A 14,033-nucleotide genomic window follows, 5' to 3' on the forward strand; every position below is an offset into this window, starting at 1 on the left:
AGGTGCTGATTCCGCCCCCGCCACCGCCGCCGCCACCGCCTCCTGAAGTCGTAGCCCCGCCGCCTGCGCCGAATGTTGTTGCACCACCGAGGAATCCGGTGCGCACTCCGGCGGTTGTGCCACCCGTGCCGGAGCCGTTGCCTCCGCCGCCACCTCGATTACCGCCTGCCGCAATGGATCTCACGCCGTCGGCGGTCGGTCCCGGGGTCGGTGTCACGGCCAGCGGTCACGGCTGTGCGCCGGGGGCGCCGGTCGATGTCGCGATCGGCGACGTGGCCGTGGGTAAGACCGTGGCCGGGGTGGACGGCGCGTTCGAGGTGCCGTTGGCCACCGGTGCGATGGAGGTCGGCAGGCATCAGGTGACGGCGAGCTGCGGGCGGACGCTGGCGGCACCGTTGGATGTGGTGCTGGTCGGCAGCGTCGGGTCGGGCACGTCGACGCTGACCGTGATTCTGTTCTTCCTTGTGCTGGGCGGGTGGTACTACGGCCATCGCCTCGTGTCGCAGCTACCCGCGCGGAGGGGCGAATGAGCGGTGGTTTCCAGGGCATTCGAGCTGTCGTCTGGCCGGTGCTGTTGCTGATCGCGCTGCTGTGGCCCGCGGCGCAGGCAGGTGCGAAGCCCGACGGGGTCGACATGTCGGCGAACTTCGATGGGCGCGATATCGCGGGGACGTCGGTGGCGAAGCCGTTGCGGCTCGAGCCGGACAGCGCGATCCGGATCGCGATCGAGCTGACGAACAATACGAGTGCGCCGCTGGAGCTCCGGCACGTCGACCTCGCGGGGCGGGTGCTCGGGTTGAGCTTCTTCTCGTACTCCACCGCTGTCGAATTGACCATCGCGCCAGGGAAATCCGAGTCGCTGCGGTATCGGCTGGAGTTGCGTGGGCTGGCCGGGCAGGCGACCGGGCTGATCGGTGGTGAACTCGCGGTCTACGGCGCGGGCGGTACGGCGGTGGCCGAGATTGCCTTGGTCACCGATGTGCGCGGGTCGTTGTGGTCGGTCTACGGGTTGTTCGGGATCGCGCTGGCGGTATTGACCGCGCTGGCGATCGCCGACGCCGCATTGGCCATTGCCCGGCACCGGCTCTCGGCCAACCGCTGGCAGCGTGGGCTGCGCTTGCTCGCACCGGGGCTCGGGATCGGGCTGGTGTTCGCGTTCACCGCGTCGGTCGCCCGGTGGTGGGTGCCGGATACCGGTTTGTGGCTGGCGTTCGCGGGAACGACGGCGGCCGTCGCGTTTCTGCTCGGCTACGCGTCGCCGACGCCGGAGCCGGACGAGGACGACGACGTGGACGCCGACGCCGATACCGACGAGATCGCCGACGCCGCCGCCAACCGCCTGCCCGTCGAAGGATCGGCGCCGTGACCGAGCAGGACGAACTCCTCCGGGCCGCCCTGCCCGCCTACGACATCGGCGCCGAACTCGGCCGGGGCGGATGCGGGGTGGTGCTCGCGGGTACGCACCGCAGACTGGGCAGGCCGGTCGCGATCAAGCAGATTCCGCCGCAGTTCGCGCACGACGCGCAGGTCCGCCGCCGGTTCGTCGCGGAGGCTCGGGTACTCGCGGCGATCGACCATCCGCATGTGGTGCGGGTTTTCGACTATCTGGAGCACGATGAGCTCTGCCTGCTGGTGATGGAGTATCTGCCGGGCGGCACGGTGGGCGAGCGATTCGCCACCGACGGCTACGATTCCGCGACCGCCGTCGCGATCGCGCTGTCCTGTGCGGCGGGATTGGCCGCCGCGCACCGGCATCGGGTGCTGCACCGCGACGTGAAACCGGCGAATCTGATGTTCGCGGCGGGCGGGGCGATCAAGCTTACCGATTTCGGTATCGCCAAGATCGTCGGTGGCGACGAGACCTGGGTGACCAAGGCCGGCGACATCATCGGCACGCCGTCCTACATCGCGCCGGAGCAGGCACGGGGGCAACAACTTTCACCGGCCACGGATGTCTACGCGCTGGCGACGATGCTCTATCAGTTGCTGTCGGGGGTGTTGCCGTTCCCGCCGGGTGACGGTCCGCTGGCCATGTTGTTCGCGCATGCCTTCGATGAGCCGATCCCACTGAGTGCGGTCGCTCCTGGCGTGCCGGAACCGATCGCCGCCGTGGTGATGCGCGGGCTGGCGACCGACCCCGTGGATCGGTTCGACACCGCGGAGTCGTTCGGCATCGCTCTCGCGCAGCCTGCCGCCTACTGCTGGGGCGCGGATTGGCTGACGCCCGTGGGTATTCCGGTGATCGGCGCGGACACGATCGTTGCCGCCGCCACCGGTAGCGGGCGGATGTCGAGCCAGGGATCTCGGCACCGCCGTACACCACCGGTCACTCCCGGGCCACCACCCGGTGCCCCGCCGTATCCAGCAGGCGGAACAGCGTTGTCTTCCAGCGAAACTGCTCCGCCGAATGCCTATCGAACCCCACCGCCGTTTCGACCGGCGATGCCCGGCGGGGTGCAGGAGCCGAGCGTTCGATCGGGATCGGCCGCGTCTGGCACACCTCCGGAGCGAGGTACGCCGTCGGACACGGAGTCCCTGTCGTCGGGGCAGCCGTTCGGTGCTGCCCCGACGACCACACCGTGGTTCCCGGGTGGGGCATCGAAATCCGCTGCGCCAGCCGAGGAATCCGGCGGGACGTCACCGTTCGGACCCGCGCTGGAGAGTGAGCCGTCATCGACGGCTGGGCCGGCCGGGACTGCCCCGCCCACCGTGCAGTGGTATCCGGCGGGTGCACGGCCCGAGACCGGCGCGCGGCCACCGACTGGTCCACGACCGGTGGGTGGTCATCTGGCGGGAGGCCGGCCTTCGGGCGGTGTGCCTCCGCCCACTGCGGCTCGGGCCCCGGTCGGGCCTGCGGCACAGGCGCAGGGCGCGACGCCGTTTCGTGGACCGGTGACGCGGGTGCGGCCGTTGCAGCCGATGCCCGGCAACGGGGCACGACTGGACGAGATCGATCGACGGGACCTGGTGCCCATTCAGCAAGTCGTCACGTTCGAGTCGCCGCGGGTACCGTTCGCCGTTGCCGCGGTCCTCGCGATCGCGTCGGTGGTGTTGGTGGTCTCGGGGTTCGGTCATTCATCGATCGCTGGCGACTTGGCGCCGGGCGCGGTCACCCTCGGTGGGGTCGACCCGGCCACGACGCCCGTCGAGGTCGATCTGACGAAGCCGATCCCGTTGCAGGTCAATGGGGTCGACGCGGACGCTGCGTCGCTGAAGGTGACGGTGCTGGGTGTGCCGCTCCTCGGCGAAGTCGTGCCGTTCGTACCGGGTGAGCCAGGGGCCATGCTGCCCGCGCCGGTCAATCAGTACGTGATGGCGGGGAATCTCACCGGTGAGCTCGTGCTGTTGCGGAACAATAGTGACGTCGCCACCCAGCGAGTCGAAATGCGTGCGGCCCAGCGCCCGGCAACCACGGCAACGGCTGCGAGCGTCGTCCTGCTCGCCCTGTTCTCTTTCGCTTACCTCGAGTCGAACATGCGCCGGTTACGCAGGGGCCGTGGTGGATTCGCCAACAGTGTCGGCCTGGTCATCAGTGCCGCACTGCTCGCCGTCGCCCTGGTCGGCGGCGCCTGGATACTGCTCGGCCACCCTCCGGCGATAGCAACCACCGCAGGCTCCGCCGCGCTCGCTGCCGCCGCGGGCCTGGCAGCGTCGTTCGGTGCACGCCGCGTCGGCAAGCGACGCCGCTATCTGCGCCGCGCCCGCCGCCAACGGTGAGTCAGCTGCCTCGCCGTCCGTAATCCGTTGCCGAGGAACCGCATTCGCCGCGGCTCATGCGTCACTCGGATTCGCGACGGTCGCCGTCGGACTCGTCGGTGCTGCGGTAGGTGATCACTCGATCGCTGATGCGGACGCTCCAGCCGGGGCGGAGTTCGGTGGGGGAGGTGCCGATTCGGGTCCACTGGTCGGTGCCGGGCGGGGCGATGAAGGTGCCGGAGGTGGCGGTGGCGTCGCGGACGAACACCTTGCCGCGGTCGACCGAGACGTAGGCGTGCACGCGGGAGACGTGGCGATCGCGTTGGATCACGATGGGCGCGGCGGCGGCGGAGCGGACGGAGTCGTCGGCCTGTGGGCCGCGCCCGATGACGTAGGGGCGGTCCAGGGGGTAGGCCGCGCCGTTCTCCAGGATCAGGTTGCCGACGGCCTGGTCCTGCTCGGCGGACGGACGGACGATGCGGGCTACGCGGTCGGCCGAGGTCTTGTGCAGCGCAACAGGTTCGGGCCGTAGCCCGGGTTGGTGGGTTTGGGACCAGGCGAGCGGCCGGTCCGCCGCGGGACGGTTGCCGATCGGCGGCCGTGGCCGCATGCGTGGCCGCGCCGATTCCGACGGCTGGCCGGTGGTGGAGGTTGCGGCCCTGGTCGACGTTGGTGTGGGCGCCGACGAGGACTGAGCAGCGCCGGACCGGGTAGCCGAGGGGCCCGACGAGGTGCGGCCGGTCGGCGATGCCCGGATGACCGACGACACGCTCGCGGCCGCCGCGGTATCGGAGGGAGCCACCGTGGCGACTGCGGCATCGGCGCCGGTGGGTTCGGGTGACGCGGCGAATCCGGCGGCGGCGGTCGGCGGCGGCTCAACCGCCGAGCCGGCGGCCGGCGGGCGGGGTGTCGCGGCGCTCTTGGCCGCTTTACCCGCACGCTTCAGCGCGACACTCAGGACGAAACCACCACCGGGCACCACACCCGCACGCAGATCGGTGCGCGGCAATGCTTTCAGCGGTTTGCCGATGTCGGTGCCGACGGTAATCCGCCGCAGCGGTTCGCGCACGATCTCGTCCACCCAGGTGAACGCGCGCGACCCGTCCAGCCGCCTGGTCCCCTCCGCGCCGCTGATCTCGGCGAAGACCGGTCCGCGCAGCAGGATCAGGGTGCCGTCGTCGGTCGGGGCCACCACGCCGAACGGGGGCGTCTCGGAGGTGCTGCCGAAAACCACGGCGGCCAGCCGTTGCGCGAGCGCCGCGCCGGGATGCGCGGCCTCCGCGACCGCCTCGATCGCGCCGAGGACCCGGTCCGTGGAGGCGGTTTCCCCAGCCAGATAGACGACTACGCCACCGAAGCGCGCGACGAGGCCGTCACCCTGCGCGATACCAACGGTGGATGATTTGCTGCGCATCCGCGCCCTCCTTCCCGGCGCACTACCGACATTCGAAGCCAGCATAGAGCGTGTGCGCCGGGTGGATCGGCGCGCCGAGCGGCCGCGGGGCCGCGTCCGGGCACGTCGTCGCTACCGATTGGAAGGATCTGCCGAGGGCCGAATACGCCAGTGCCGCCACGGTTCTGGTCGGTCGGTCGGTGACGGGCACGCCACCGGCAGTGGTGGGTTTCCTCCTGTTCGGTCCGGGGCGCAAGTGTGGCGACCGTCTCGCCCGACGCCCCGTTCAGGTGCCGGTCCGCGCGTCGCCCGTGCCGTCGGTCGGCGCGAACGTTTCCGACAGCCGGAGGTGCGGCTATCGGAAACGGCTCAGTTCGTGGAGTCAGCACACACTCACGCGGTGAACACCGCGGCGTTCTCCTCGAGCCAACTGGTGAAGCTGCGGGCCGGTCGGCCGGTGAGGGTGCTGACATCGTCGGTGATCGGACCCGGGACACCGTCGCAGCGACGCCAATACGCAAGCAGGCCGTCGGCGAAGTGGGCGGGAATGTACTCGGCCATCTGCTGTTTCCACGCTTCGGGAGTCACGTGGTCGACGGCGACGGCGCGGCCGATGACCTGGCCGACGCGGTCGAGCTGCTCGGTGAAAGTGAGGGTCTCGGGACCGGTCAGGTGGTACCGGCCGCCCCGTGCGTCCGGCCTGGTGAGCAGGGCGTACGCCGCCTCCGCGATATCGAGCTCATGGATCGGATCGCCGTAGGCGTTCGGGTAGGGCAGGCTGATCGGCTGGTGTGCCTTGATCGCCCACGCCCAGCTACGGGCATTGCCTGCGAAGGCGCCGGGACGTAGCACGCTGACGGTCATCGGGGCGTCGGCGAGTCCGAGCTCGGCGTCGAGATGCGATTTCGCGACCGGGTTGGTGGCGGCGTCGGGGTCGAGCACCGAGGACGAGGAGAGCAGGACGATGTGCTCGACACCGGCTTCGGTTGCGGCGGTGACGAATTCGCTAATGGTTGTTCCCTCCGCGTAGAGGAACACCGAGGTAATCTCGGCGAGGGCCGCGGGGAAAGTGGTTGGATCGGTCAGGTCACAGGCGACGGTCGATACGTCCGCGGGAACGTGGAGTCGCTCGGGGTGGGCGGATCCGACACGGACGGCCAGGCCATCGGCTTGCAGCAGGTCGAGCAGGTTGGTGGCGACCGCGCCGCGGCCACCGGTAACGAGAATCATGAGAACTCCTGAGTGAGTAGTGAATTGGTGAGGCCTGCCGCTGGCAGGCACATCGGTGTTTCAGTGCTCGGCCGGCGCATTGCGCGGCAGTAGCCGGACCAACGCGCAGCAGACGACGGTGCCGACGGCGACCAGCAGCAAGCTGACGATCAGCGCGTGCGCCTGCCCCGAGTCGACGGTGTGGAAGTACGCCGTGGTGACGGCGGCCGCGCCGATGGCATTCGCGAGTTGTTGCACGGCGGTGAGAGATCCACTGGCACTGCCGGTTTCGGCCTGCTCGATATCGCCGATGGTGACCTGGTAGACGGTGCCGAAGCAGGTGCCCATGCCGAGCCCGAGAATCGAGACGGGCGCGGCGAGCGCCCACGGTCCCACGGTTGTTCCCGCGGTCAGCGCGAGCACGAGCAGCAGCCCGATGCCGGCCAGGGTGATCAGCAAGCCGATCAGGATGAGGTTGCGACCGAGCCGGGCGAGGAACCGGTGTGCCGCGATCGAGGCGAGCACGATACCCACGGCCAGCGGCGCGAGGCCGAGCGCGGCACCGGTCGGGCGGTAACCGAGCCCGGTTTGCAGGAACAGCGACAGCACGTAGAGCAAGCCGGACACCGCGGCGAAGAACACGAGTCCGAGCAGCAGTCCCGAGGTGAAGCCGCGGTTCCGGAACAGGGTCGGCCGGATCAGCGGTGCTGCGGCGGTGAGCTGACGCCGGATGAACAGGCCGAAGCAGACCAGACCGCCGAGGAGGCAGCCGAGCGGCAGCACGGTCCAGCCGGTGGCCGCACCGTCGATCAGCCCGAACAGCGCGCCGAACATGGCGGCACCGAGCAGTCCCGCGCCGAGCCCGTCGATCGCGACGGTGCGGTCACCGGTGTCGGACGGCAGCAGGCGGTACGCGGCGGCGAACGCGAAGCCACCCAGCCCGATATTGATCAGGAACATGGCGCGCCAACCGAGGCCGAACAGGTCGGCGTCGATCAACAAGCCGGCCAGGATCGGCCCGCCCACCGCGGACAGCCCCAGTGCGGGGCCGAAGACGCTGAACGCCTTGCCCAGGTGTTCCCGCGGGAACACCGCGGTGAGGATGCCGAAGCCCTGCGGGATCAGCAGCGCGCCGAACGCGCCTTGCACCAGCCGGGCCACGACGATCGAGACCGGATCGACGGCCAGGCCGCAGGCGACCGAGGCGATGGTGAACCCGGCCAGCCCGATCAGGAACAGGCGCCGCTTACCGAAGCGGTCGCCGAGCCTGCCGCCGACGACGAGTAGCACGCCGAGGGTGAGGGCGTAGCTCGCGCCGAGCCACTGGATCAGGGCCTGGCCGCCGCGGAGGTCCGCGGCGATCGTCGGCGCGGCGATGTTGGTGATCGTCGCGTCGAGCAGATCGAGGACCGCGGCCGCGACGATGACGGCGAGTATGGCCCACATGCGGCGATTGACCTGGGGATTCGCCGCTGTGGACTGGGTGGGGGTGGACATGGGACACCTCCTTCGAGGTGGAGCGGAGAGTGATCGAACTTCGATCGTTACGAACGGTGTTCGTTGAAGGACGGTACGGAACGAACGCTGTTCGTGTCAAACATTGTTCGTTCGGCGCGTATGCTCGGCGCATGAGCGAGCGCGGAGAACGAGCAGCGAGCCAGGCGGTTTCGACGCGACCGAGCGAGGCATCGTCATGAACCCAGCGCCGGTCAGCCGCCGAGCCCGTCCGGCCAAGGCCCCGCTGAGCCGTGACGTGATCATCGAAACCGGCCTGCGCGTCCTCGATCAGGACGGCCAAGCCGCGCTGACCATGCGCCGCGTCGCTCAGGAGCTCGACACCGGCGCGGCCTCGCTCTACGTCTACGTCGCCAACCGCGACGACCTGATGGCCGCGATGCTCGACCATGTACTCGGCACGATCGAGGAACCTACCGGCGGCACCTGGCGCGACCGGCTGTTCGAGCTGGTCGAGTCGGCGGTCACGGTGATGAGCAGGCACGAGGGGCTGGCGCTCGTCGCGCTCGGGGCGATCCCGACCGGGACGAATGCACTCGTGCTCGTCGACCGGATGCTGGCGCTGCTCGCCGAGGGCGGGGTGGACGAGCGCACCAACTCGTGGGCCGTCGACCTGCTGTTCCTGCACATCACCGCGGTCGCCGCCGAACAGAGTGCCTACAACACCAAAGGCACGCGCGCCGAGGTCCACCAGGCCGAGGCGCGCGAGCGCTTCGCCGCCCTGTCGGCCGAGCGCTACCCGATGATCGTGGCCATGGGGGACGTCATGATGTCGGGTGCGGGGGACCAGCGTGCCCGCTGGGCACTTCGGGTGCTGATCGAGGGCATTCTCGCCACGCCCGCCACCTGATCTCTATGATGCGAAGGTGTCCGTGATCCGACCGGCGACCGAGGACGACTTGCCAGTCCTGCAGGATATCGAGATCGCAGCGGGTAGACCGTTCGCGGAAATCGGTATGACAGCCGTGGCGGAGGATGAACCGCCGCCCTTAGAAACATTGCGCGAATTCCAGCGCGCCGGACGCGCGTGGGTCTGGACCGACGACGGCGACCACCCGATCGGTTACCTGGTCCTCGGCGTCGTCGACCAGATGGCGCACATCGATCAGGTGTCGGTGCACCCCGATTACCGGGGCCGCCGGATCGGCAAACAGCTCATCGACCACGCCGTGTTCTGGGCCAAAGACCATGGCATGCAGGCGATCACCCTGACCACCTTCATCGACGTCGCGTGGAACGGCCCGTACTACGAGCGCCTCGGCTTCCGCTACCTGTCCGAAGAGGAGCAGACGCCGGGTCTGCACGCCATCCGCGCCGCCGAAGCCGCGCACGGCCTCGACGACTGGCCACGTGCCACCATGTGCGCCGATATCGACTCGTGGACGTTCGACGGGTCCGTCTCGGAAACCTAGGCAGGCGCCAGCGCGGCCACCGCCGCCGGGGTGGCGGCCGCACGGTCTTCGGCGATCAGGCCGATCCGGGTGCGGCGGTCCAGGAGATCGTCGGCGTCGAGCGCGCCTTCGTGGGTGACGCCGAAGTGGAATTCTGCCGCGGTGACGTCCATCCCGGGCGCCACCGGTTGGGCCAGTGCCGGATTGTGTTGCGTGGCAGCGAGAACGGTCGCTGCCTCGCTGCCGTAACGGTCGATCAGCACCGGGGGCGCGTCGATGCGGTCGCGAGCGGCGCCGGAAACCGCGCCCACCAACGGAAGTCGTTTGGTGCGGCAGGGTCCCGCGGTGAGACCGGCGCGGTCGACGGCCGCGTCGATGACGTCCTCGGCCATCTGGCGGTAGGTGGTGAGTTTGCCGCCGACGATGGTGACGACTCCGGTGGGGGAGTGCAGGACAGCGTGTTTGCGGGAGATGTCGGCGGTGCTGTCGTCGGCGGTCTTCAGCAGCGGGCGCAGGCCCGCGTAGGTGCCGCGAATGTCGGCGCGGGTCAACGGTTCGCGCAGCGCGGTGTTGATGGTGTCGAGCAGGAAATCGATCTCGGTGTCGGTGGGTTTCGGCTCGTCCGGGACCGGTCCGGGGGCGTCCTCGTCGGTCAGGCCCAGGTACACGCGGCCGTGCGCGGCGGGGAAGGCGAAGACGAAACGGCTGGTGCTGCCCGGCACCGGGACGGTCAGCGAGGCGGTGAGCCCGCCGAACGCCGCGGCGTCGAACACCAGGTGGGTGCCGCGGCTCGGGCGCAGCTCGATGCTGGGATCGACCTCGTCGGCCCACACACCGGTGGCGTTGACGACGGCGCGGGCGCGCACGGACAGGGTCTCGCCGGTCAGGGTGTCGCGCAGCCGAGCCGAATTGCCGTTCACGTCAGAGGCTTCGACGCGGGTCAGGACCGTCGCGCCGTGTGCGGCGGCGGTGCGGGCCAACGCGACCACCAGGCGGGCGTCGTCGACTAGCTGACCGTCCCACGACTGGAGACCGCCACGCAGCCCGTCGCGGCGCACGGTCGGCGCGAGCCGCAGTGCCTCGGCGGCCGCGACCCGGCGGGACCGGGGCAGGATAGCGGCCGGGGTGCCCGCACCGCGGCGCAGCGCGTCACCCGCCAGGAAACCCGCCCGCACCAGCGCGCTCTGCGCGGCTCCGAGGCCGGGCAGCAGCGGCACCAGCTGCGGCAGCGGGCGGACGAGATGCGGTGCCGTGGTACGGATCAGAATGCCGCGCTCCACAGCACTTTCGTGCGCGATGCCGACCTGGCCGCTGGCCAGATACCGCAGCCCGCCGTGCACCAGCTTCGAACTCCACCGGCTGGTACCGAACGCGAGGTCGTGCCGCTCGACCAGCACGGTGCGCAGTCCGCGAGCCGCCGCGTCGAGCGCGGCGCCGACGCCGGTGACGCCGCCGCCGATCACCAGGACGTCGATCTCACCCCCGTCGCCGAGCTGGCGCAGCTCCCTGGTGCGGCGTTCCGCGTTGAGGGCGGAGTCGCCGGTGACCACCGAATGCCTGTTCATCGCAGTGCCTTTCCGAGTTCGGTGCCGTGCCGATCGGTCGGCACGAGATAGCCGTCGAGTGCGCGGGACAGCTCCGCGTCCAGGTCGGGTCCGGCGAGCAGCGGTTCCACCGTGCCTGCCGACTGGACCGCGGATTGCGCGATCAGCAGGAGCATGGTGGCCAGCTGCTCGGGGTCGCCTTCGCGAATGGACCCGTCCTGCTGGCCTTCTCGAATGCCCGCGGCGAACAGTTCGAGCAAAGCGCGCTGGTTGCGGCCGAGCCGACCGAAGACATAGGTGAGCATCAGGTCGGTATCGGCACGAAAAATCTTGCCGAACAACGGGTTCGAGCGAACCTTCGCGGCTCCCGCGACGATCCCGGTGACCAGCCGGGTGCGGCCGATGCCCGCGGTGGGCATGGTGGCGGCGACGATCGCGCGCAGCTCGCGCACCAGCAGCTCGGCCACCAGCGCCCCGGTGTCGGGCCAGCGGCGGTAGACGGTCGGCCTGCTGACACCCGCGCGCCGGGCCACCTCGGTGAGCGTGGTGCGGCGCACGCCGAACTCCGCCACGCAACGCCGGGCGGCATCGAGGATCGCGAGATCGATGGCGGAAAGCGGGTCGTCGGGAGTGGTCAAGGGTTCACCTCGGGGAGGTCGTCTCGTTACTGCTTGACATTCTATGTCAAACTGTAACGCATGGTCGACACGCAGAAGTACGCAGCCGAGGCCGTGGCGAGGATGGTCTGGGATGCCTGGGGCATTCCAGCCGGTCACAAGCCGTTATCGGCACAGGTCCGTGGCCTGCTCACCCAGGTGTTCGGAGTGTCCGGCGACCCGGTGGCGCGCCGCGATGAGGGCGAAGTGCCGCTTCGCGAGTCGGCGCTGACGCCTACCCGGCGAGACGGGCTGGCCGAGTTGGTCGGCGCGGACAACGTCTCGACCGACCACCGCGACCGACTCCGGCACGCAGGCGGTAAGAGCACGCCTGACCTGCTGCGCCGCCGTGCCGAGGGCCCGCAGGACGCCCCGGACGCCGTCGTCTTCCCCGCCGATCACGAACAGGTGCTCGCCGTGCTGGCCTACTGCGCCGAGCACGCCGTCGCGGTCGTGCCGTTCGGCGGCGGCACCAGCGTGGTCGGCGGCGTCGATCCGGTGCGCGGCCGCTTCGCCACCGTGGTCGCGCTGGACCTGCGCAGACTCGACGGGGTGTCCGATATCGACCCGGTCAGCGGCATGGCCACCCTCGGCGCCGGGCTGACCGGCCCACGCGCGGAGGACCTACTCAGGGCGCACGGACTTTCGCTCGGGCATTTCCCGCAGAGCTTCGAATTCGCCAGCATCGGCGGGTTCGCCGCCACCCGGTCGTCCGGGCAGGCCTCGGCGGGCTACGGGCGGTTCGACGACATGGTGCAGCGGCTGAAGATCGCTACCCCCACCGGCACACTGGAACTCGGCCGTCCGCCTGCCTCTGCGGCGGGTCCTGATCTGCGTGAGCTGTTCGTCGGCTCGGAGGGCGCACTCGGTGTGATCACCGAGGTCACCGTGCGCGTGCATCCGGTGCCGGAAACCACTGCCTACCAAGGGTGGTCGTTCCCCGACTTCGAAACCGGCGCCGCCGCACTGCGTTCGGTCGTGCAGACGGGTGCCGCACCGACGGTGCTTCGCCTGTCCGACGAGGCCGAGACCGGGGTCAATCTGGCTCGCTCCAGCGATATCGGCGGCACTGCGATCGCAGGCTGCCTGGCCATCACCACCTTCGAAGGCACTGCGGCGCATGTCGCGGCCCGCAGCGCCGAAGCGAGCGCCCTGCTCACCGCGGCGGGTGGCACCGCGCTCGGCGAGACCCCGGCCAGGGAATGGGAGCACGGCCGCTTCGGCGCGCCCTACCTGCGCGATGCGCTGCTGGACGTCGGCGTGCTGTGCGAGACGCTGGAGACCGCGACGACCTGGGCGAACCTCGGCACGCTCAAGGCGAAGGTGACTGCCGCGCTGACCGATTCGCTCACCGGGCAGGGCACCCCGCCGCTGGTCATGTGCCACATCTCGCACACCTATCCGACCGGTGCGTCGCTGTACTTCACCGTCGTCGCCAAACAGCTCGATGATCCGATCGCGCAGTGGCACACGGCGAAACAGGCTGTCGGCGACGCGATCGTGGCCAACGGCGGCACCATCACCCACCATCACGCGGTCGGCACCGACCATCGCCCGTGGCTGCCCGCCGAGGTCGGCGACCTCGGGGTCCGCGTATTGCGCGCGGTGAAAGCCGAATTGGACCCGGCGGGCATCCTCAATCCTGGAAAGCTGATCCCGTGACGCAGAACTCGTTCCGAACGGTGCGCGCGGTCACCGTGGTGACCAACCCGCGTGCCGGACACGACGCCGCGGACGCGGCCATGGCGCGGTTGCGGGCCCGCGGCGTCGACGTCGCCGAGGTGCGTGCGCCGTCGGCCGCCGAAACGGTTCGGCTGGTGCGGGACTCGATCGCGCGCGGCAGCGGCGACGCGGTGGTCTGCATCGGCGGCGACGGCCTGATCAACGTGACCCTCGACGCCGTCGCGCAGACGGGCGTGCCGCTCGGCATGGTTCCGGCGGGCACCGGCAACGACCTCGCCAGGGAGCTCGGCGTGCCCACCGAAGATCCGGTCGCCGCCGCCGATCTCGTCGCCGACGGGAAGATCCGGACCATCGACCTCGGCCGGATCGAACCGTCCGCACCGGGATCGGCGCCGATGTGGTTCGTCACCGTCACCGGCACCGGGTTCGACGCCCGAGTTACCCTGCGCGCCAACGCTATGCGCTGGCCGAGGGGCCGGCTGCGCTACACCGTCGCCGCGCTGGCCGAGATCTCGGGCCGGTTCACCGTGCCCTATCGGGTCGAACTGACCGGCGCGGTCACCGAGGGGCTGACGAACCCGGGGGAGGGTTCGGCGGTAGCGACCAACGCGGTGATGGTCGCGGTCGGCAATACCCGCACCTACGGCGGCGGCATGCTGATCTGCCCGGACGCGGTGCTGGACGACGGCCTGCTCGATCTGACCGTGGTCGGCGGTTTGTCCCGGGTGGAGATGCTGCGGCTGTTGCCCGCGCTGTCCGCGGGTAAACGGCAGAATCACCCGGAGGTCAAGCAGTATCGAGCCGCCGAGATCACCCTGACCGCGCCCGGCGCCCCGGCGACCGCCGACGGTGAACCCGCGGGCACGTTGCCGATCACCATCCGCGCCGTACCGAGTGCGCTGACAGTGCTGGTTCCCTGAGCCCGCATCGCCCGGTTCCCGCGCAA

At 70.2% G+C, this 14,033-nt stretch carries 12 protein-coding genes; 7 read left to right on the top strand and 5 right to left on the bottom strand.

Features of this window, described 5'->3' with window-relative positions:
- The first annotated feature begins 173 nt into the window (after positions 1 to 173).
- Genes ACIHA7_RS14820 through ACIHA7_RS14830 form a run of 3 tightly spaced genes read left to right on the top strand, consistent with a single transcriptional unit; the run spans position 174 to position 3,717 of the window.
- On the top strand, positions 174 to 530 hold the full coding sequence (locus ACIHA7_RS14820; RefSeq protein WP_397289532.1) for a hypothetical protein: 357 nt from the start codon (positions 174 to 176) through the stop codon (positions 528 to 530).
- The gene (locus ACIHA7_RS14825) at positions 527 to 1,366 is read left to right on the top strand and encodes a hypothetical protein (RefSeq protein ID WP_397289534.1); all 840 of its coding nucleotides are present in this window, start codon (positions 527 to 529) and stop codon (positions 1,364 to 1,366) included. The genes ACIHA7_RS14820 and ACIHA7_RS14825 overlap by 4 nt, the downstream gene beginning before the upstream one ends.
- Positions 1,363 to 3,717 (top strand): protein kinase, encoded by a 2,355-nt coding sequence (locus ACIHA7_RS14830; RefSeq protein ID WP_397289536.1) that lies wholly within the window; start codon positions 1,363 to 1,365, stop codon positions 3,715 to 3,717. The genes ACIHA7_RS14825 and ACIHA7_RS14830 overlap by 4 nt, the downstream gene beginning before the upstream one ends.
- 61 nt (positions 3,718 to 3,778) lie before the next feature.
- Here ACIHA7_RS14830 and ACIHA7_RS14835 read toward each other — a convergent pair whose 3' ends face one another.
- The 3 genes from ACIHA7_RS14835 to ACIHA7_RS14845 form a co-directional block, all read right to left on the bottom strand.
- Entirely contained in the window at positions 3,779 to 5,110 is a 1,332-nt protein-coding gene (locus ACIHA7_RS14835; RefSeq protein ID WP_397289538.1) for an FHA domain-containing protein, read from the bottom strand.
- A 372-nt stretch (positions 5,111 to 5,482) separates the two neighbouring features.
- On the bottom strand, positions 5,483 to 6,319 hold the full coding sequence (locus tag ACIHA7_RS14840; protein ID WP_397289540.1) for an SDR family oxidoreductase: 837 nt from the start codon (positions 6,317 to 6,319) through the stop codon (positions 5,483 to 5,485).
- A 60-nt stretch (positions 6,320 to 6,379) separates the two neighbouring features.
- Positions 6,380 to 7,795, bottom strand: coding sequence for an MFS transporter (locus ACIHA7_RS14845; RefSeq protein WP_397289542.1), 1,416 nt, complete (start codon positions 7,793 to 7,795; stop codon positions 6,380 to 6,382).
- A gap of 196 nt (positions 7,796 to 7,991) precedes the next feature.
- Between ACIHA7_RS14845 and ACIHA7_RS14850 the strand changes: the two genes are divergently transcribed.
- On the top strand, positions 7,992 to 8,663 hold the full coding sequence (locus tag ACIHA7_RS14850) for a TetR/AcrR family transcriptional regulator (RefSeq protein WP_397289544.1): 672 nt from the start codon (positions 7,992 to 7,994) through the stop codon (positions 8,661 to 8,663).
- A gap of 106 nt (positions 8,664 to 8,769) precedes the next feature.
- Entirely contained in the window at positions 8,770 to 9,225 is a 456-nt protein-coding gene (locus tag ACIHA7_RS14855) for a GNAT family N-acetyltransferase (RefSeq protein ID WP_397289547.1), read from the top strand.
- On the opposite strand, the gene ACIHA7_RS14860 is transcribed toward ACIHA7_RS14855, so the two are convergent.
- Together ACIHA7_RS14860 and ACIHA7_RS14865 are read right to left on the bottom strand one after the other, a co-directional pair.
- Entirely contained in the window at positions 9,222 to 10,769 is a 1,548-nt protein-coding gene (locus ACIHA7_RS14860) for a glycerol-3-phosphate dehydrogenase/oxidase (protein ID WP_397289549.1), read from the bottom strand. The two genes, ACIHA7_RS14855 and ACIHA7_RS14860, sit on opposite strands and share 4 nt — an antisense overlap.
- On the bottom strand, positions 10,766 to 11,386 hold the full coding sequence (locus ACIHA7_RS14865) for a TetR/AcrR family transcriptional regulator (protein ID WP_397289551.1): 621 nt from the start codon (positions 11,384 to 11,386) through the stop codon (positions 10,766 to 10,768). The genes ACIHA7_RS14860 and ACIHA7_RS14865 overlap by 4 nt, the downstream gene beginning before the upstream one ends.
- Positions 11,387 to 11,488: 102 nt before the next feature.
- On the opposite strand from ACIHA7_RS14865, the gene ACIHA7_RS14870 reads away from it, so the two are divergent.
- Both ACIHA7_RS14870 and ACIHA7_RS14875 read left to right on the top strand, forming a co-directional pair.
- On the top strand, positions 11,489 to 13,066 hold the full coding sequence (locus ACIHA7_RS14870) for an FAD-binding oxidoreductase (RefSeq protein ID WP_397290761.1): 1,578 nt from the start codon (positions 11,489 to 11,491) through the stop codon (positions 13,064 to 13,066).
- Positions 13,063 to 14,007: a diacylglycerol kinase gene (locus ACIHA7_RS14875; protein WP_397289553.1), complete on the top strand. Its 945-nt coding sequence runs from the start codon at positions 13,063 to 13,065 to the stop codon at positions 14,005 to 14,007. The genes ACIHA7_RS14870 and ACIHA7_RS14875 overlap by 4 nt, the downstream gene beginning before the upstream one ends.
- Positions 14,008 to 14,033: the final 26 nt, after the last annotated feature.

Origin of the sequence: Nocardia sp. NPDC052316, from assembly GCF_044547795.1 — a bacterium.
GTDB lineage: Bacteria > Actinomycetota > Actinomycetes > Mycobacteriales > Mycobacteriaceae > Nocardia.

Coding starts and splice junctions, on each gene's coding strand:
- ACIHA7_RS14835 (WP_397289538.1), bottom strand. CDS start 5,110: ATGCGCAGCAAATCATCCACCGTTGGTATCGCGCAGGGTGACGGCCTC.
- ACIHA7_RS14840 (WP_397289540.1), bottom strand. CDS start 6,319: ATGATTCTCGTTACCGGTGGCCGCGGCGCGGTCGCCACCAACCTGCTC.
- ACIHA7_RS14850 (WP_397289544.1), top strand. CDS start 7,992: ATGAACCCAGCGCCGGTCAGCCGCCGAGCCCGTCCGGCCAAGGCCCCG.
- ACIHA7_RS14870 (WP_397290761.1), top strand. CDS start 11,489: ATGGTCTGGGATGCCTGGGGCATTCCAGCCGGTCACAAGCCGTTATCG.
- ACIHA7_RS14855 (WP_397289547.1), top strand. CDS start 8,770: ATGACAGCCGTGGCGGAGGATGAACCGCCGCCCTTAGAAACATTGCGC.
- ACIHA7_RS14825 (WP_397289534.1), top strand. CDS start 527: ATGAGCGGTGGTTTCCAGGGCATTCGAGCTGTCGTCTGGCCGGTGCTG.
- ACIHA7_RS14845 (WP_397289542.1), bottom strand. CDS start 7,795: ATGTCCACCCCCACCCAGTCCACAGCGGCGAATCCCCAGGTCAATCGC.
- ACIHA7_RS14860 (WP_397289549.1), bottom strand. CDS start 10,769: ATGAACAGGCATTCGGTGGTCACCGGCGACTCCGCCCTCAACGCGGAA.
- ACIHA7_RS14820 (WP_397289532.1), top strand. CDS start 174: ATGGATCTCACGCCGTCGGCGGTCGGTCCCGGGGTCGGTGTCACGGCC.